Source organism: Sphingobacterium sp. UBA2610 (assembly GCF_002339225.1).
GTDB lineage: Bacteria > Bacteroidota > Bacteroidia > Sphingobacteriales > Sphingobacteriaceae > Sphingobacterium > Sphingobacterium multivorum.
In genome coordinates this window covers 92,452-112,367 of the sequence record NZ_DDKA01000001.1, presented here as the reverse complement: position 1 = coordinate 112,367, position 19,916 = coordinate 92,452, and the positions used below count along the sequence as shown (strand labels likewise).

General features: G+C 40.2%; 15 protein-coding genes. 2 read left to right on the top strand and 13 right to left on the bottom strand.

Annotated features, from left to right (window positions below; all coding sequences use genetic code 11):
• Positions 1 to 433 precede the first annotated feature (433 nt).
• Together nhaA and B4Z47_RS00470 are read left to right on the top strand one after the other, a co-directional pair.
• A complete protein-coding gene (gene nhaA / locus B4Z47_RS00475) occupies positions 434 to 1,621 on the top strand; it encodes a Na+/H+ antiporter NhaA (RefSeq protein WP_115045740.1) in 1,188 nt (395 codons plus the stop codon).
• Between the two features lie 143 nt (positions 1,622 to 1,764).
• Positions 1,765 to 2,991 carry a DEAD/DEAH box helicase gene (locus B4Z47_RS00470; RefSeq protein ID WP_046674542.1) on the top strand — a complete coding sequence of 409 codons (1,227 nt, stop codon included), beginning with the start codon at positions 1,765 to 1,767 and terminating at the stop codon, positions 2,989 to 2,991.
• 72 nt (positions 2,992 to 3,063) lie between these two features.
• Here the strand turns inward: B4Z47_RS00470 and B4Z47_RS00465 are convergent, their stop codons facing one another.
• From B4Z47_RS00465 to B4Z47_RS00405, 13 genes are all read right to left on the bottom strand, one after another.
• Positions 3,064 to 3,429: a VOC family protein gene (locus B4Z47_RS00465; RefSeq protein ID WP_115045742.1), complete on the bottom strand. Its 366-nt coding sequence runs from the start codon at positions 3,427 to 3,429 to the stop codon at positions 3,064 to 3,066.
• Positions 3,430 to 3,661: 232 nt separating this feature from the next.
• Positions 3,662 to 4,243, bottom strand: a complete 582-nt coding sequence (locus tag B4Z47_RS00460) for a DMT family transporter (protein ID WP_286726544.1) — start codon at positions 4,241 to 4,243, stop codon at positions 3,662 to 3,664.
• Positions 4,244 to 4,386: 143 nt separating this feature from the next.
• Positions 4,387 to 4,530, bottom strand: a complete 144-nt coding sequence (locus B4Z47_RS00455) for a hypothetical protein (RefSeq protein ID WP_286726542.1) — start codon at positions 4,528 to 4,530, stop codon at positions 4,387 to 4,389.
• A gap of 305 nt (positions 4,531 to 4,835) precedes the next feature.
• Entirely contained in the window at positions 4,836 to 6,272 is a 1,437-nt protein-coding gene (locus tag B4Z47_RS00450; protein ID WP_115045746.1) for an efflux transporter outer membrane subunit, read from the bottom strand.
• A 1-nt stretch (position 6,273) separates the two neighbouring features.
• Entirely contained in the window at positions 6,274 to 9,435 is a 3,162-nt protein-coding gene (locus B4Z47_RS00445) for an efflux RND transporter permease subunit (RefSeq protein WP_115045748.1), read from the bottom strand.
• Between the two features lie 184 nt (positions 9,436 to 9,619).
• Positions 9,620 to 10,738, bottom strand: coding sequence for an efflux RND transporter periplasmic adaptor subunit (locus B4Z47_RS00440; RefSeq protein ID WP_115045750.1), 1,119 nt, complete (start codon positions 10,736 to 10,738; stop codon positions 9,620 to 9,622).
• A 240-nt stretch (positions 10,739 to 10,978) separates the two neighbouring features.
• Positions 10,979 to 11,740, bottom strand: coding sequence for a LytR/AlgR family response regulator transcription factor (locus B4Z47_RS00435; protein ID WP_115045752.1), 762 nt, complete (start codon positions 11,738 to 11,740; stop codon positions 10,979 to 10,981).
• A complete protein-coding gene (locus B4Z47_RS00430; protein ID WP_070565481.1) occupies positions 11,740 to 12,843 on the bottom strand; it encodes a sensor histidine kinase in 1,104 nt (367 codons plus the stop codon). Before B4Z47_RS00430 ends, B4Z47_RS00435 begins: the two co-directional genes overlap by 1 nt.
• Before the next feature lie 384 nt (positions 12,844 to 13,227).
• Positions 13,228 to 13,710 (bottom strand): DUF4822 domain-containing protein, encoded by a 483-nt coding sequence (locus B4Z47_RS00425; RefSeq protein ID WP_115045754.1) that lies wholly within the window; start codon positions 13,708 to 13,710, stop codon positions 13,228 to 13,230.
• A 290-nt stretch (positions 13,711 to 14,000) separates the two neighbouring features.
• The gene (locus B4Z47_RS00420) at positions 14,001 to 14,615 is read right to left on the bottom strand and encodes a TolC family protein (RefSeq protein WP_236560224.1); all 615 of its coding nucleotides are present in this window, start codon (positions 14,613 to 14,615) and stop codon (positions 14,001 to 14,003) included.
• Complete coding sequence (locus B4Z47_RS00415) at positions 14,612 to 15,427, bottom strand: TolC family protein (RefSeq protein WP_236560223.1); 816 nt, start codon at positions 15,425 to 15,427, stop codon at positions 14,612 to 14,614. The genes B4Z47_RS00420 and B4Z47_RS00415 overlap by 4 nt, the downstream gene beginning before the upstream one ends.
• 24 nt (positions 15,428 to 15,451) lie before the next feature.
• Positions 15,452 to 18,640, bottom strand: a complete 3,189-nt coding sequence (locus B4Z47_RS00410; RefSeq protein ID WP_070565477.1) for an efflux RND transporter permease subunit — start codon at positions 18,638 to 18,640, stop codon at positions 15,452 to 15,454.
• A gap of 14 nt (positions 18,641 to 18,654) precedes the next feature.
• Positions 18,655 to 19,857 (bottom strand): efflux RND transporter periplasmic adaptor subunit, encoded by a 1,203-nt coding sequence (locus B4Z47_RS00405; RefSeq protein WP_115045755.1) that lies wholly within the window; start codon positions 19,855 to 19,857, stop codon positions 18,655 to 18,657.
• Between the last annotated feature and the right edge of the window lie 59 nt (positions 19,858 to 19,916).

Sequence of the window (19,916 nt, the reverse complement as noted above, 5' to 3'; positions counted from 1 at the left end):
TTATTCATTAAATTTCCTCTTTTGCCTCCTGTATAATATATAAACAATGACAATAATAGCGATGATTGCTAAAATAATGTAATGGGAACCTGAATGTTGGGTTTTATCCTCTGTCGTCTGCGCATATGTAAAATTTGCCACGAAAAGAAGTACCATGAAAATCCACTTCTTGCACATAATAAACGGTTTATTAACTATAGTAGCAAGCTAAGTATTTTTTGCAACAAAGCCAAATTATTTCATTAAAAAATGACAAAGCTTTTTATAAAAATTTAATGTATAATGTCTGTTTCTCCCATTTGATTTGTTAGGTTCGAAAAATAAAAGGGTAGCTACATTGGATATAGCCCGGGATATCGTCGCTCGAATTCGGTAAATGGTCCTAAAAATCGTATCTTGTGAACCTTTGTAAGCGTTTTTAGATATTCAAATCATGTCAAAACTTATCAATTTAACTGTCTTTAGAGAATTCTTAAAATCCAGCTTTGCAGGTGGAATTATACTTTTTTCCTGTGTTATTCTAGCATTGATCGTTGCAAATACACCTTTGTATGCCAGTGTAATGGAATTCCTGAACAAGGAAGTAGGCTTTGAGAGCGATTATGTTCATTTAAAATATTCGTGGTTATTGTGGCTCAACGATGGTTTGATGGCTATTTTCTTTTTACTGGTGGGGCTCGAGATAAAACGTGAAATTGTAGAGGGTGAACTCTCATCGCCAAGTAAAGCAATCCTGCCCATTTTGGCTGCGGTTGGTGGGGCACTTTTGCCAGCCATCATTTATTTTGTATTAAATCAGGGAACCAATACGGCAAACGGCTGGGGTATCCCTATGGCGACGGATATTGCATTTGCTTTAGCTGTTATCACGCTTCTGGGAAATAAGGTTCCTGCCAGTCTTAAAATCTTTTTGGCTGCTCTGGCCATTGTTGATGACTTACTTGCCATTTTGGTCATTGCGATCTTTTATAGCAATGGTATTCATGCGACCTATTTATTTATTGCTTTAGGCATCTTTCTGTTTTTGATCGTGTTGAATAAACTGGGCGTTAAAGCGATATGGGCTTACCTTATTCCGGGTCTATTTATTTGGTACTTTGTTCACCACTCGGGAATTCATGCAACAATAGCTGGCGTGTTGGTGGCTATGACGTTACCAACAACACCGGATGCGGAAGAATCTCCCCTGGAAAAATTGGAGCATCTATTGACCAAACCCGTCAATTTTATTATCATTCCGCTGTTTGCATTTGCGAATACGCTTATTCCAATCCATGGGGAAATGATTGGTGGTTTGACTTCAAAATTGGGGATTGGTATTATCCTTGGTCTTATCGCTGGTAAATCAATTGGTATATTTTTGATCTGTTATATTGCGAAGAAGTTGAAGATTGCGCAATTACCGGAAGGGGCTGGCTGGAAACAGATTTTTGGAGTAGGCTTATTGGGGGGAATCGGTTTCACGATGTCGATCTTCATCTCGATACTGTCTTTTGATGATAGCATGCTGATTGAAGAGGCCAAGTTCGCGGTTCTGATCGCTTCTTTATGCGCCGGCCTGCTAGGCTACGTCGTTTTGAGCGCTGTGTCAGCTACAAAGAAAACAGGGGTTATTGATTAGATTTTGAATAGATAGCAGTCGAAGGTTAAAGATTAATCCTATTTGGGCATCTATTTGAAAGCGGATAACGAGCTATAGGTATTAATTTTAGACTTTTATGAATTAGATTTAGTAATTTAGGGCACAACAATAAAAACAATACGTTGAGATTTGATGAATTTGGCTTTGTTCCGGCTTTGGAAGAAGGTTTAGAAAGTATGATGTTTGAGGAGGCTACGCCGATCCAAGAACAGACCATCCCGATTATTAAAGAGGGAAAAGATATGATTGCCTGTGCACAGACAGGTACAGGTAAAACAGCAGCTTATATGTTGCCGATCCTCGATGCAATAGCACGGAATTCAAGGGAATCTATCCTCGCTATTATCCTTGTTCCGACCCGGGAACTTGCTATGCAAATTGACCAGCAGATTATGGGCATGTCTTATTATACGGGTGCAACATCCATAGCCATTTATGGTGGTGGTGATGGTATGGGGTATGAACAGCAAAAACGGGCCATACGAGAGGGGGTAAATATTATTGTTGCTACGCCGGGAAGGTTGATAAGCCATCTTACCTCCATGAAGATTGATCTCTCTCATTTAAAGCACTTTGTTTTGGATGAAGCCGATAGTATGCTGGATATGGGATTTCAAGACGATATTTTACGTATTGTAAGTTATCTACCGAAGAAAAAGCAGATGCTTTTGTTTTCGGCGACGATGCCGATGAAGATCAGATCTTTTGCCCGAAAAATTCTGCAAGAGCCTGTGGAAGTTAATATTGCCATTTCTAAACCTTCGGAAGGGATAGATCAACGTGTATATCTTGCGTATGATCAACAGAAAATGGAGCTTCTGAAGAATATACTGAAGGATCCGAACTATGTATCTGTTATTATTTTTGCGTCCCAAAAAACTACGGTCAAACTTCTCGCTCAGGAATTACAGAAGCAGGGGATTGATGCGGAGGGTTTCCATTCGGATCTCGAGCAGTCGAAACGGGAAGATATCATGGCTAGATTCCGGTCTCGTCAGGTACGGGTACTGGTAGGGACAGATGTGATATCTCGCGGTATCGATGTGGTGGGGATCAGTTTGGTCGTTAATTACGATGTTCCACCGGATCCGGAAGACTACGTACACCGTATTGGACGTACTGCACGGGCAGCAACTACAGGAACAGCCATTACCTTTGTCAATGAGAAAGACCAAAACCGTTTCGCTCAGATCGAGAATTTAATAGGTTATCCGATTGAACAACTTCCATTGCCAGAGGGGTTTGAAGCGGGACCTACTTACAATCCTGCCAAAAAGAATCCACAGCATAAGAAGAAGCGTTTCAATAGGAATAAAAATAAAAACTATCAGAAAGCTAAAAGAGCCTGATTTTAAAATACAAAGCCCCCATATGAGAAAAATATGGGGGCTTTGTATTTGAGTATATATTGTATTTAACTTTTATTCAACAGTCCATACGGCTAATTCATATCCATCAGGATCCTGGAACTGAAATCTTTTTCCTCCGGGAAAGCTAAAAATATCTTTTAATATGGTCCCGCCAGTACGGATAACCTGATCACGCGTAGCCTGTAGATCGTCGGCATAGATAACGACGAGAATACTGCCATTTCTGGGGGCACCAAGTGTAAAACCACCATCAACATATTTTCCGCCAAAAGCCGTATATGCTGGTCCGTAATCCGTAAACTCCCAACCGAAACTCGTTGAGTAGAATGCTTTGGCACGTTCAAGGTCGCTTGATACAAACTCAAGGTATTGGATCTGCTGGTTGACAAATTTGTTTTCTGTACTGCTATTGCTCATAACGGAACTATCTATTTAATGTATATATAATAAATTGCTTGACCGGTTGTGCCGGTTTTGGAATTAACCCGAATCGTTTCATAAATATAAGGCTTTGTTGAAAATGACACACATTTTTCTTTTCAACATGTTTTTTCGGGGCTACCTGTTTATCGGGGCTACCTGCTTGGCACAAGGAGGAAACAATATTCATTTCCCAATCTTCGTTGGACTGGGAAATGAATGGAGGTTCTTAAGCGCTCTTTTTACTGCTGATCCAATACTGCAATAACACAGATGAAACTACCAAAAACAGTCCAACATAGAAGGATAGGTTTAATTCTCTTGCTTCATTAAGAAGTAAAAATGCAATCAAAATAGCATATACTGGCTCAAGATTTAAGCTTAAGTTCAATGTAAATGCTGATATCTTCTTTAAGATTTCTGTAAATGCGAGATAGACTCCCACAGTGCAACATAAAGATAGGATGATCAGATAGAAAATATCCAGGGCATTGGGAATGAAAGTGCTGATTGGATAGTGCTGAATGTAAAAAGGAAGTAGACATGCCAGCCCTATTGTTCCACCGATCATTTGATAATAATTAATGCATATTGCATTGTACTTTTTGGTCAATTTTTCATTGTGAACCGCATAGAGTGAGGCAAAAGCCGGAGAAATTATCCCTAAGACTATGCCAAGCTGGTGCGAGGTATCGAAGTGAAATATCAGTGCTATCCCACACAACGTAAGTCCACTCAACAGAAGTTCAGACAATCTAAATTTGGTTTTATTGATCATCGGTGCAAAAATAGCGGTAAAAAAACTTGCCATACAGTAGCAGATCACGCCGATGGAAATGTTTGAATATTTGATGCTAGCATAGAATAATAGCCAGGATGCTGTCAATAGTAGCCCATTTTTTGCAATATGCAGTTTCTCTTTGAAAGTAAAATCTGTAGGTATTTTATACCATTTTAGAATAAAAATAGGATAACGGCAGCTAAAAATACACGGTACCATGTGAGTATCCCCTCGTTGAGTGAAATCACTTTTCCAAATACGCCAGATAGTCCCAGGCACAGCACAGCAAGGTGCAGCATGAAATATGAATGTTTCATAAGAAATTGTCTTCCAGTTCCGCCCAATAAGGACGAAAGATGTTAAATAATAAAATTGATAGAAAATAAGAAGCACAGCAAATCGGTCCATTTCTGGTATTGGGCTTCAGTAATATCGGGAAAAAATATTACGCTACTGGAGGAGGAAGACAACTCGTTCTATTCATCATATTTGTATTTACCCGAAGATAGGGAATTTTGGGCGCAGCTGCAAAAAAGTAATGAAAAAGCCCCTAGGAAGTTTTTGCTTCTAGGGGCGTATATTTATTCAGTTGCCTTTATTTTGTGCTTTTTATTTTCTGCTTTTATGGCGTATTTGGCGGTAAAGTATCCGTTCCGCCCCCCAGTGCACGGTAAAGATCTATGGCCGCATTGAGCTTTTCCCGTTTTACTGTAATACGTTCCAAATCATTTTGAAGTGCATTGTTTTGGGCAGTTATCACTTCCAAATAGTTTGCCATCCCACTTTTGTAAAGTAAGGCCGCATCAGCGGTGGCTTTGGCGAGGGCATTTGATTTGGCGTGGATAAGTCGCAGGCGCTGTTCTGTATGTTTGATTTTTGCCAAGGCATCAGAAACTTCCGAAACTGCGACCATAACCGACTGTTTAAACTGCAAAGCTATCTTTTCGCGTTCGATGACCGATATCTCATAGTTTGTTTTCAAGGCCCCTTTCTGAAAAATCGGTTGAGCAATATTCCCTGCTATTGTTTTCACAATAGAACCCGGTAGATCAAACCATTTGCTAAATTGAATGGAGTTTGTACCAATGGATGGAGTCAAGCTTATGGAGGGGTACATTGCTGCTTTAGCGAGTCCCATTCTGCTTGTCGCAGCCACAACAGCGTATTCAGCTGCTCTGACATCTGGTCTGCGGCTTAATAGTTCGGCCGGTACCCCTGCGGCAAGTCCGTCTCCAACAATCGTATCATCTAAACTTGCTGTACGTTGAATGCCCTCGGGGAAACCTCCGCAAAGAATGCTCAGTGCATTTTCTTCGACCGCCATATTTTGATGGGCTAGGGGAATTAATAATTCAGCAGTTTTCTTCTGAGCTTCGGCTTGCTCCACAGCAAGCGAACTGACCAGTGATGAGTTGTATTGCAAACGTATCATATTCAGTGTGCTATCGCTCAATTGAACATTTCTTTGTGCAATCTTAAGCTGTTCATCCAAAGCAATCAGATTGTAATATGACTGGATGACCTGTACAATAACCCGGGTTTTCAAAGCCGATAAATTTTCCTTTTGGCCAAAAAAATTGGCCAAGGATTCTTCTTTTTGCATTTTTACCTTTCCCCATATATCGGCTTCCCAAGACAATCTGAGCGTAGCACTATAATCGTCCATATGAGGCGTCCCGATAAATTGGTCACTTAGTGAGCCATTTAAAGAGTTGCTCGATAACCAGGTTCTATTCGCTCCAATACTTAAATCAGCTGTTGGTAGTAATCCTTTCTTAGACTGCTTGTACGCGAGTTCCAATTGTTGCATGTTCAGGAGTGCTACATTGACGTCCGTATTATTGGACAAAGCCTTTTCAATGAGTGATGTCAACAGGGGATCCTGTACAAAGTTACGCCAGGATAGCTGTAGCGTATCAGACGTCACGACAACCTCGCTGTTTTTGAAATTTTCGGGCATTGCTATCTCCTGACGGGTGTATTTTTTGCCCACGCTGCATGCGGACAACAACAGGGTAGTGCTTGCGAAAATTGTTATATAGTGATGAAATTTTTTCATTTTAATCGTTTGTATTGTGTACTGTATTGTCCGTAAGTTTTTTACCCGAAACTTTTTCTTGCAAATATTGGAACACCAGGTACAGTAATGGTATAATAATTACCCCAAGGATAACACCGCTTAACATACCCATTGCTGCTCCTGTACTGATGGAATGGTTACCTGTAGCCGTTCCGCCGGTCGCAAACATCAAGGGGACCATACCCGCAATGAAAGCCAATGAAGTCATCAAGATTGGGCGTAGACGAGCTCTTGCGCCTTCTAAAGCCGAATCAATGAGTGAGGAGCCTGCTCTTCTCCGCTGTAAAGCAAATTCAACAATCAAAATGGCATTTTTTGCCAAAAGACCGATGAGCATGATCAAGCCGACCTGGACGTAGATATTGTTGTCCAATCCAATAGCACGTGTTCCTAGGAAAGAGCCGATCATACCTGTTGGGATTGATAACAGGACGGCAAGAGGCAATAAATAACTTTCGTACTGTGCTGATAGTAAGAAATAGACAAATAGCAAGCTTAATGCTAAGATAAGTACGGTTTGATTGCCTGATGACTTCTCTTCCAAGCTAAGTCCCGTCCATTCGTAGCTGTAGTCTCCCGGTAACTTGGTCAATACATTTTTCTCCAATGTTTCCATGATCGCACCATTACTGATACCAGGCGTACTAACAACGTTTATCGTGAGCGAATTGTATAAATTATAACGGGTTACCGACTCAGGACCATACACTTTACGAAGTGTGACCAAGGTATTTACAGGGACCATTTGGCCAAGATTATTCTTGACAAATATTTCGTTGAATGCTTCTTTATCGGTTCTATAAATGCCATCAGCTTTAACTGCTATCCGATAGAATTTACCGAAACGATTGAAATTCAATGATTGGTCACCCGCAAAGTAAGTTTGAACGGACGAAAGCATTTCACTGACATCTACGCCAAGTTGGGCCGCTTTGTCTTCATCTACTTCTAACTCCATCTGTGGATAATCTGCTCTGAACATGGTATAGGCAAATTGCACTCCCGGTTGTTTCATAATCTGCGCAATAACGGAGTCGGACATTGCTTTGAGCTCTACCGGCGATTTACCAGCTCTGTCCTGCAAAACGAGTTCCGCGCCATTCATCATACCATAACCATCAACAGGAGGGGAGCGAAATGCCATTGCGTTACCTTCTTTGACACTGGATAATTTTTGTGAGATAACTTGGTGAATCTGATCAATATCGTTCATCTCACCACGTTTCTTTTTATCTTTCAAGCGTATAAATCCTGTCGCATAGGCTGCGCTGGAGTTGTTACCGATCATATTGAATCCAGTAATACTTGTATGGCTTTCAATCGAAGGGATATCGGCCAGTAGTTTTTCGATTTTTTCTACTGCTTTTGTTGTTCGGTCCAGTCCCGTTCCTGGGGGCATTTCCAAACTGTATACGACAAAGTTATCATCTTCCATTGGTACGAAACTTTTGGAAGTGCTTGTCATGAGGTACCCCGCAACGCCAATTGTAGCCAGGATCAAAAGTGACGAAATCCATTTTTTCTTTGCAAGGAATTTTAATGAACCAACGTATCGATTGGTCATGTTTTCGAAGCCTGCGTTAAACGCTTTGAAAAAACGCTGAGAAAACCCAGTTTTTGAGGTCTGTCCATCTTGATTTTCGGCGTGTGTATTTTTAAGTAATAATGCACATAGTGCAGGTGTCAGCGTCAAGGCATTGATCGCAGAGATCACAATGGCGATCACAAGAGTATAGGCAAACTGTTTATAAAACATGCCCGATGAACCTGTCATAAATCCAATGGGAATAAAAACTGCACACATCACCAAGGTAATGGAGATTACAGCTCCCGTGATTTCACTCATGGCACTATGGGTAGCCTGTTTACCTGTTAAATTGGAAGTCTCCATCTTTCCATGTACTGCTTCGACAACGACAATTGCATCATCGACAACAATACCAATGGCGAGTACGAGGGCAAATAACGTCAATATATTGATGGTAAAGCCAAATACGAGCAAGAAGAAGAAGGTACCTACGATAGCTACAGGGACTGCAATTGCTGGAATAATAGTCGATCGTATGTCTTGTAAGAATAAGAATACAACGAGGAAAACCAAAATGAAGGCTTCAATTAATGTCGAGCGTACTTGGGCTGTACTTTCATCCAAGCGCTCCTTGGTACTGATCAATTTAAAAATCTTGATTCCAGGAGGGAATGAGCGTTGCGCTATTTCAATCTGTTTGTCGATTCCAATTTCAATTTCATTGGCGTTGGAGCCTGATGTCTGGAATATACCGATGGTGACGGTATTGAGACCGTTATTTTGGGAATTACCGCTATAGCTGATCGAGCCAAACTCAATACGTGCCACATCCTTTAAACGTACGATCTGGACATTATTGTTTTTAACGATAATGTTTTCATACTGCTCTGGAAGATTCTTTTTCCCCTTATAGCGTATAACATATTCAAGAGGTGCTTTTGATTCTTCACCTAATTTTCCAGGTGCAGATTCCAGACTTTGTTTGGAAATTGCAGCGATGACTTCTTGCGGCACAAGTCCATAACTTGCCATTTTTTGCGGATTCAACCATACACGCATCGAATAGTCTTTGGAACCAAATACCATCGCCTGACCGACCCCGGGAACACGCTTGATCTGTGGGATCAAGTTGATGTTCACATAATTCTGTAAAAATAGTTCATCATATTTTTTATTATCTTCTGTATAGATATTAAATATCATGATCATACTATTTTGTTGCTTGGAGGTCGTTAATCCCATCCGGACAACTTCCTGTGGCAAGATCGGAGTAGCCTGTTGTACTCTGTTTTGCACGTTGACGGCTGCTTGATCTGGGTTTACACCTGCTTTAAAGACAATGCGCACAGAGAATGTACCATCGTTACTTGCAGTCGATGTAATGTATTCCATGTCCTCCACACCATTGATTTGTTCCTCAAGGGGTGTAACAACTGATCTCAATACTGTTTCGCTATTTCCTCCGGGATAGCTTCCGGTAACTTGGACCGTGGGCGGGGCGATATCCGGGAATCGCGTTTGGGGCAGCCTAAAAAGACCGATGACCCCCAGTATGACAAATATGATCGATATAACAGTTGCCAAAACTGGCCTGTCAATAAATTTCTTTAACATTTTAGTATAATTTTTATAAAGCTTTTAGTACCATTTTTTAAAAACGCATACGGAACGTAAAGGCGTGTTACCGCTCTTTGGACGTTGCAGCTTTTGCCATGATCGCTATTGCCTAGATTTCTCCCAAATATTTAAAAAGGAACTTTTTCAGCAGCTCTGTCGTTGCTATCTACGCTCCATCTGGTTACATGGTGGATTTTTTAGTCGGTTGAACTTGCATTCCATCGTTAAGCATGTCAATTCTATTCATAACGATTTTTTCACCAGCTGTAAGTCCTGATTTAAGTAAATAGGCGTTGGCGGTATTTCCCGCAATTTCAATCTGTTTCATGGAAATTTTGTTCTTTTCGCCAATAACATAAACGAAGTAGCGATCTTGAATATCCTTGACAGCCGCCATAGGTACCAACAATACGTTTTCGTGCGCTTTTTTCAAGATTACTTTGGCTGAACCACCCGAACGGAGAATTTTATCAGGGTTGGTGAAACTTGCTTTAAGTGCCATGCTTCCGGTTGTTCTGTCGATGTTACCACTGGCTAATTCTACTTTCCCCGAATGGTTGTATGCCGTTCCATCAGCTAGTAATAGCGTTGCTTGTTGATTGGATGATTTGTTATTCTGATCTTTGATAAAGGCTATAAAATCGGCCTCACTCAATGAAAAATACACATTTACGGTATTGATTTCAGATAGCGTTGTTAACGGTGTCGCATCTGCTGCGGTAATTAAATTTCCGATCCGATTAGGAATACGGCCGATATAACCACTCACTGGTGCATTGATCAACGTAAATTTGGCATTTATTTGAGATGAACCGAGTGCAGCTTGTGCTTGCGCTACCTGTGCTTTAGCTGCGGCATAATTGGCCTCTGCAGTTTTTAACTGTAATTCGGTATACACTTTACCTTCAACAAGTGGTTTGATTTTTTCAATCTCCAATTTCGCGTTTTGTTCTGCCGATAAAGCAGCTTGGTAAGCTGCCTTGCTGTTGTTTACTTGTTCGTTGTAGATATCAGCTTTTATTTTGAAAAGGGGTTGACCCTGGGATACATAGTCTCCTTCTTTGACATAAATCTGATCTAGATATCCCGTTACTTGCGCTTTGACATCGACGTTGACGGTCCCCTCTAATGTACCAGGATATTTTTTTTCGGTCTCCGCGTGGGTAGGAGATAATTCGATAAAGTCAACAGTAACTGCCTGCTCTTGCGGTTGATCTTGGTTGCCTCCACAGGACGATAATAATGCTGCTGCTGTAATAAGTGTAAGGAAAGGTTTTAAAGTCATCGTTCTTTGTGCCATTTTATCATTTTATAATGAAACAAAGAAAAGAATTCTTTTAAGCCATAAGGCAAAGAAATCTACCGAGACGTTACAATTGCTTACTGAAACGTCACAGTGGTGAGCTGAATTTTACGATATTAAATGGTACGATCCAATTGTGTTGAAGATATTGGGCTTATAGATTAACATCCCTTCTTCATCGCGAAAACTTACTTTGCCTTTCTGACGAAAAAAGGAGCAAGCGGATCAGTTTTAACATTAATAGTCTAACCAATTTTTTAGCAGTTGAGCCTTTTCTCTGCTCACAAGGATTTCCACTTGATCGTTATTTTTAATTTCTATTTTTAGTTTTCCGTTGAAGTGGTTATGTAATCTTTTGATCGCATCTATATGTACAATGAATTGCCTGTTGGCGCGAAAAAATACTTTTGGATTCAATTGCTGTTCGAGTTCTTCCATTGTTTGAGGGACAATTTCGACAGTACCACATTTGAGTTGCGCATGGGTAAGTTTAAATTCGGAGTAAAAGTATAATATTTCTTCGACGAGAATGGTCTTATAACCGTCTTTGAATGGAATTAGAAAACGTGAGCGAAAATCTTTTGGATAGATAAAATCCAATAAACCTTGAAGCGGTTGTTGGTTGATCTGGAGATCTTTTTGATAGTCAAGTTTTTGGATGGCATTTCCCAGCTCTATTTTTTCTACAGGTTTGAGCAAATAATCTATGCTATTGAATTTAAAAGCCCTCACAGCGTATTCGTCAAATGCTGTTGTAAATATGATTGGACAGTCTATTTTTATAGTCTCTAATATTTCAAAGCTTAAACCATCGGATAAACGAATATCCATCATGACCAGGTGGGGAAGTTCATTGCTATTGAACCAATTGATGCTATCCGCAATATTATCAAGTACATCCAAAATAACGATGGATGGTTTTATTTCTTTCAAAAGTCGCTTTAAACGATCGGCATTGAGTTTTTCGTCCTCGATGATTAATACTTTGGTTATATTCATTATGCTTGCGCTAAAAGTGGGAGGATAACGTTAAATGTTTTGCCATCATTCTTTATTTGCAGTTTTAAGTTGGATAGCAAATCGTATCTTTTAATGATGTTTGAAATTCCGATTCCCGATGATTCGGATACATTCTCAATAGGAATTAATATATTTTCAACAACAAGTTGATTCTGGGCGTTGGTGTAGACTTTAATTTTCAGCGGTTTTCTCTTATTTGTCTGATTATGCTTTAATGCATTTTCTACCAATAACTGTAAGGTAAGAGGAGGTAATTGGCAATTGCGTTTGGCGGGATTGACGTTTATTTCGAAGTTTACCCCATCGCCAAATCGGTTTTTGATGAGAAATATGTATGAATTTAGAAAGTTGAGTTCTTCTTCGAGCGAGATAATGTCCTTTTTGGAATTGACAAGAAGGTAGCGATATATTTTGGAGAAGTTTTCTGCATATTCATAGCCTAATTGTTGGTCTTCGAGGATGATTTCTGAGAGCACGCTCAGGTTATTAAAGACAAAATGGGGGTCGATCTGTAATTTTAACGATTGAAGTTCTGTTTCAAGAATGACCTGATCAAGCTTTGCAGCGCGCATGGATTCATTCTTCCAGTTGGTGATCAAATGACTACCAATATTGATCCCCATGATCATCAACGCAATCAATACACTGATTGTAATGTTTTGAATCATCCCCCTTTTTTCCTCCAAAGATGGGGCTATAGTAACATTTTGAGGTCCAAAATAATATTTTGAAATCAGGTACTCCAGAAGTAAATTGATAAAGAGTACTGCAAAAAGGTTGATGACGGTTTCAAGTAGAAGTCGCTCTGTCGGACTATCTTTCCAGGTTAAGAACTTATTAAGCTTGTCATGGACAATGATACTAAATTCGGAAATGATAAAGCTATAAATGATCGTAAATGTCCATTCACCGAGTATTTCAAACATATTCCGTTTAAAATAGCCATCCCAGCAACTCGAGAATGGATCAATAATATAGGCAACGAGATAAATAAGCAGAAAGGACAGAAAGGTAAATATCAGCCTTTTTTTATTTGTACTAATTAGAGTCTTATCGTTTTTATAGATCGCTATATCCTGCATTCTTTTAACTTATCTGTATCGGTGAAATCTATGCAAATTTCGTAATTCCTTTTAGTATTGGACGACAAATTTCTGCTGAAGCGTATAAAGCCCTGACTGAAATATCAATTTGATGCACTCAGGCGTATATTGACGAAGGCTGATAGATGATCTAACCTTGGCCTATCAGTGTATAATTCATAATGAAATCCCTGTGATATTTTTTTAATATATTGTAAATCTTGTAGTTATCTTTTGTTTTATAATCATTTGATCTAATCGTGTCAAAGAGTGACTTTGAATATGGAATTCGTTTTTAGCGATAGACAGAAAGGCTTGACATCATTTCGTCAAGCCTTTCTGTTTTATTGTGGTTACTATTTTTTCGATGTGTTATCTAATAAATTATTTTGGCTCTTGATGAGTTGTTGGTGTATGGATGATATCGAAATAGATCGTTTTGTCATTAGCGTTTGGATAAACTCTATAAGTGAATTCTTTCTTTGTCAATACCGTAATATCAACCACACGAGTAAACAACGTTTCTCCAGCAGCATTTTTAGCAACAATTGTTCTCGTTTTACCATCTGCAGATACGGTCCAGTCGCCGTGCATTTTTGGAGAATTGTCAAGATTGAACATTGTAAAAGTACCATCAGGTTTGAAATAAGCAAATCCTACAAAATTTGCGACGTTAGCATCTGTTAATACTACACTTTCACCTTTATTATTCTTTGCGTTTGTTGTTTCCCATGGCGTACTGGCTAATATTTCGCTTGGGGTAAGCTGGGGCTCAACAACAGTTTCATCATCTTTACTGCAGCTCACGACTGCTAATGTGCATAAGGCGATACATACCGCTAGTGCAATCTTTTTTAAATCTCTCATTTTATAAAATTTATATTATGAAACAAAAGTAATCGCATTGGTTCAGTTGCATTTGTCTCTTTTATTCCAAGGTTTGAAGGATTTATAAATTGAATGCGATCGGGTTGTTGAAGAAATTCTAAAAAATAGAAAAAGCTTATGTATTGCCTAATTTGAAGTTTGCTTTACAGGGCGTTATGTTAAAGGTGGTGTAAAAATGAACTTCGGATAAAAATAAAACAGGGGACCCTAAGGGCCCCCCATCTACCAGATATGTATAATAAAATTAGAAAATTGCTTTTTATACCGCATTAGTTATTGCTCCATCCACCTCCCAATGAACGGTATAGATCAACAACAGCAGAAAGCTCCGCTTTTTTTACCTGAGCAAGTTCGAGCTCACTTTGTAAGATATTGCTTTGCGCTGTGATTACTTCCAAGTAGGTGGCCATTCCTGTTTCAAACAAAAGATTGGCATGCTTTGTCGCTTGCTTTAAACGCGTCGTTCTATCCGAAGTAATCTTTTGTTTTTCTTTCAATTTTTGAATTGAAATTAAAGCATCGGATACTTCCCCAGCGGCTGAAATTACTTTTTGCTTGAAGATCAATACATTCTTTTCTTGTTCGACACGCGCCAGCTCATATTGCGTTTTTAATTCCTTGCGTTGGAAAATAGGTTGTGTAATACTCCCTGTAATTGCACCAAATAATGACGCGGGCAAGTTGAACCAATTACTTGCTTTGAATGCGTTTACGCCAGCTTCGGCACTAATCACCAAGGAAGGATACATGCGCGCTTTTGCATACTGTTGATAGGCCTGTGAAGCTGTAACAGCTAGTTCGGCCTGTTTTACATCCGGACGGTGGCTCAACAAATCAGCTGGTATGCCAGTTGCTAGCTCTTCGGGGAACTGGAGGTCTGTCAATTTCTCCGCTGTCTTAATCTCTTGGGGAGTTTTCCGCTAAGAATCTGAATGGCATTTTCTTGAATAGTGATCTGCCGTTCAAAGTCAGGGATTAACGCCGCTGCGGACAATCGTTGCGCATCAACCTGTTCCAACGCAAGCAGCGTAATGTCACCAACTTCATATTGCTGTTGGACGATGCGTAAGGTTGTATCGCTTAATTGCAAGTTTTGTTTGGCAATATCACGCAATTGATATAGCATCAGCAGTTGATAGTAACCTTGTGCAACTTGTGCAATTAATTGGGTTTGAATTACTTTTTTAGCTTCTTCTGTCTGCAGATAGGAAGCTAAAGCAGCGATATTTTGATTTTTGATTTTACCCCATAGATCGGCCTCCCAGGATAAACCTAAGGATGCCGTATAATCCTCCACATGATGTTGGCCTAAAAACTGTCCGAGGCTCAATCCATTCATACTGTTATTGGATGGATTGGTGCTATTTCCCCTGATCTGTAGCTGGGCTGAAGGAAGATAGTTCGCTTTTGCTTGTTTCAGGCTCAGTTGAGACGCTTCTATGTTTTTCAGTGCTAGCTTCATATCTAAGTTATGTTGTATTGCACTGTCAATCAATGTCTGTAGGATTTGATCTTTAAAAAAATCACGCCATGGAATAGAGCCAATGCTAGTTTCCTGCGGAGCTTTAGCTTGGTCGCGGTACTGTTCGGGTAAGTTAGGGGCAAGGTGTTGATTGCTGACCAACTTATCTGTTTTACAGGACCATGCGACAAAAGATAAGATGAAAACCGTCAGTAACTTTGCTTTACTATTCATATATTTAAATTTTGTCATGATATACTAATTGTTTGTATGCACGGGTATTTCCAACGAAGCGGTCTCGCTTTCATACTGTTTTTGCTTCGGGACACCAGCTATTTTCTCTTGGATAAATTGGAAGAAAATAAAGAGAATCGGGATAATAAAGAGTCCTAAAACTACTCCGGTGAACATCCCACCCGCAGCGGCAATACTGATGGAATGATTTCCTTGAGCAGACGGACCTACGGCTGTCATCATTGGAATCATACCAACAATAAAGGCTAAAGAAGTCATTATAATAGGCCTCAAACGTAATCTTGCGGCTTTAAGTGCAGCGCTAGGAATCGATAGCCCCTGTTTGCGCCCTTGAATAGCAAATTCCACAATTAAAATGGCATTTTTGGCCAGTAAACCAATCAACATGACAAGTGCAACTTGTACATAGATGTTGTTGGCGATATCAGTGAAGCTAATTGCTGCAAAGACGCCAAATATGCCGGTCGGAATGGATAGAATAACCGCTAATGGAATGATGTAGCTTTCATATTGTGCCGCAAGCAAGAAGTAAACAAATATCAGACAGAGAATAAAAATCAATGTAGACTGTCCTCCGGAGACAATTTCTTCCTTGGTCATACCTGAGAATTCATAGGTAAATCCAGTAGGCAATTGTTGTTTTGCAACTTCCTCAACTGCACGGATAGCGTCTCCAGAACTATATCCGGGTTTTGGTATTGCATTTATGCCAATTGAATTAAACAAGTTGTACCGCGATGCTGTTTCCGGTCCATATACACGTTCTAATTTGACTAATGTATTGATGGGAACCATATCACCTAATCTGTTTTTTACAAAAATACCGTCCATTGAAGTAGGTTCACTTCTATCCTTGGCATCAGCTTGGACCATCACACGATAGTACTTTCCAAAACGATTAAAATCTGAAGCTTGGGCACTACCAAAATAGGCCTGCATGGTTTGTAATATACTTTTTGTGCTTACGCCAAGTTGCTCTGCCTTGATATCATCTACCTGGAGCTCATATTGTGGATAATCTGCTTTAAAGGTTGTGAAAGCCATCATGATTTCAGGACGTTTCATCAGTTCGCCAATAAACTTCTGGCCTACGCCACTGAATTTTCCAAGTTGTCCACCGGTTCTGTCCTGCAATACCATATCGAGACCGTCAACATTACTGAACCCTGGTACTGTAGGGAAGGTAAAGACAAAGAAATTTGCGCCTTTGATATTTGCCAGGCGTTGATTCACATCGGCCATAATCGCATTGATGTCTTTTATCTGACCACGTTCTTCATGTGGTTTAAGGAGGATAAATGCAACACCCGCTGAAGGACTTGTGGATTGTGTTAAAATATTGAAACCAGCAAGTACATTTAAAGTTTTGGTAAAATCAGCATGTTGAAGTTGCTTCTCAGCTTCGGCTAATGCCCCAGAAGTACGATCTAACGAAGCGCCTGCAGGCATGGATAAAGAAATGGCAATAAATCCTTGGTCTTCCGACGGAATAAATCCAGTAGGTGTTTTACGGATCATAAATATTGTCAAAAGTAGGGTAATCGCCAATCCTGCAAATGCAACCCACTTGTAACGGATCAAGAAGCGTAGACTACCTAAATAGTTTTTAGTCAACCGGTCAAATCCAACATTGAATCCAGCAAAGAAACGTTCCTTGAAATTAAGTTTCTTAGCATCAGAATGACCATGATGCGTTGGTTTTAAGAAGAGTGCACATAACGCAGGACTTAGTGTCAAGGCATTAATTGCTGAAATAACGATTGCAATCGCTAACGTGAAAGCAAATTGTCGGTAAAACACTCCGGTAGAACCTTCCATAAAGCCGATGGGAAGGAATACGGCAGACATCACCAATGTAATCGAGATAATTGCCCCGGTGATTTCGCTCATGGCAGATGTTGTAGCGAGCTTAGGTGGGAGATTTTCATGTTCCATCTTGGCGTGCACTGCCTCGACGACCACAATTGCATCATCGACGACAATCCCAATGGCAAGCACCAGGGCAAACAAGGTCAATAGATTGATTGAAAAGCCGAAGAGCTGCATGAAGAAAAATGTTCCAACGATGGCTACTGGTACTGCAATCGCTGGTATTAATGTCGATCTAAAGTCCTGAAGGAATAGAAAGACAACTAAAAATACCAATATAAATGCTTCAACTAGTGTATGTTTTACTTGGTCAATAGATTGATCAAGTGCATCTTTTGTGTTGTATAAAACGAGATATTTGACACCTTTCGGAAAGCTTAAAGAGGCTTTCTCCATGAATTTTTGAATCGCGATCTGAATTTCATTTGCATTCGAACCTGCCAGCTGCATTACCCCAATATTCAATCCTGCTTTGCCATTGATACGGGTGTGGCTCGCATAGGTATAGGATCCCAGTTCAACACGAGCGACGTCTTTGAGTTTAAGTACTGAACCGTCAGTGTTGGAGCGGATAATAATATTTTCGTAGTCACTTGGTTGGTTGAGTTTACCTTTATATTTGATCACAAATTCAAAAGCTTCACGGCTGCTCTCGCCGAATTTACCAGGAGCAGCTTCAACGTTTTTATCTTGAATTGCAGCCATAACTTCCTCAGGCGTTAGTTTATAGGTCGCCATTTGATTTGGATTAAGCCATACCCGCATGGAGTAGTCTTTGCTACCACCAAACGCCAATGCTTGTCCAACACCAGGTATCCGTTTCAGTTCGGGAATAATATTGATTTGCGCGTAGTTGGTAATAAAGGTCTGATCGTATTTACTCTGATCTTCCGTATAGAGATCCAATACCATGATCAAGCTGTTTTGCTGTTTTGCTGTTGTAATTCCGGCTTGTACAACCTCAGCGGGCAATTGGCTGGTTGCCTGAGCCACACGATTTTGGACGTTCACAGCAGCTTGGTCAGGGTCAGTGCCAAGTTTAAAATATACGGTAATCATTAACGAGCCGTCGTTACTGGCAGTAGAGCTCATGTAGCTCATATTTTCAACACCGTTGATTGACTCTTCGAGTGAGGGAGCTACGGCACGGAGTACCGTTTCGGCATTTGCCCCAGGATATAATGCCGTTACTTGCACCGCGGGCGGTGCAATATCGGGAAACTGCTGCAAAGGCAGTTTAAGGATACCAATCACCCCCAATATGACAAGTAATATGGAGATAACGGTAGCAAGTACAGGTCTTTCTATAAATTTCTTAAGCATGTGATTTTCTAATATTATAATGAATTGATGCTATCCCTTGATAAAGCTTGTGGCGTAATTTTCTGCCCATCCTGAAGCAGGTCAATGCCTTTGTAGACAATCCGATCTCCCGCATTCAGTCCTTTGCTTACGAGGTAATTTGCACCACTTTTTCCGATGACAGTAATGGGCTGTTGAACAACTTTATTTTCTTTGCCAACGGTGTAAACGAAGATTTTATCCTGCATTTCAAGGGTAGCAAGTTGAGGTACCAATAATGCTTGTGCATACTTCTTCTGTAGTCTTACACGGCCGGTATTTCCGTTACGTAAAACCCCTTCCGGATTGTTGAACGTCGCGCGGAGGGTAATCGCACCGGTATTTTTGTCAAACTGGCCATCCACCATATCAATTTTTCCTTTCTGATCATAAATTGTCTGATCCGAAAGAACTAAGCTGATCGGAGGTAGGTTGTGAAGCTTTTGTTGTAAATTACTACCTTCTGTATTGTTTTTGAATGCGATAAAGTCATTTTCTCCCAATGAGAAATAGACATGGAGATCCCTTACATTTGACAATGCTGTAAGTGGTTGGGAGTCTGTAGGTCCCACTAAACTCCCTTGTTTGCGCTGCAATCTACCGATGTATCCTTCTGCTGAAGCCCGTATTAGCGTGTATCCGACATTGATTTTTGCCGTTTCAACCGCCGACAGAGCCAGTTGTACATTTGCTCTAGCGGCGTTACGTGCGCTAATTGCAGTTTTTAACTGAAAGTCTGTCAGTACTTTGGTGTTCACCAGCTTTGTTTTCTTTTCCACTTCTAACTCGGCGTTTTCCAAGGAAGCTTTTGCTGCCAGCAAATTTGCCTTAGCTTGATTTAATTGTTCCTGATAAGGGCGGTCGTTAATCTTAAAAAGCGCCTGACCTTTATTTACTTTAGCACCTTCATCGACATAGATGTTTTCCAAAATCCCTTCGACTTGTGGCCTGATCTCAATATTGGCCGAAGCTTCAATAGTTGCTGGATATTCTTGATAAACCGTCTCGTTACCATTCTCGATGGTAACGACCGGAAGGTTAACCGGTGGTGGATCAATGGGTTTGCTCGTGCCTGTTGAACAACTATATAGAAAGATTGCACTGAGCACATATGCAGTCTTTACGATATTAATTCGTTTAACACTGTTAAGTGTTGGAACGTAAATCCTTTTAAGACTTGGTGATAGATTTGTTTTCATGTGATATTAAAAATTGAAGTTTTGGTATATTTAACGGTGTTAGATTTCTTAACGTTGTA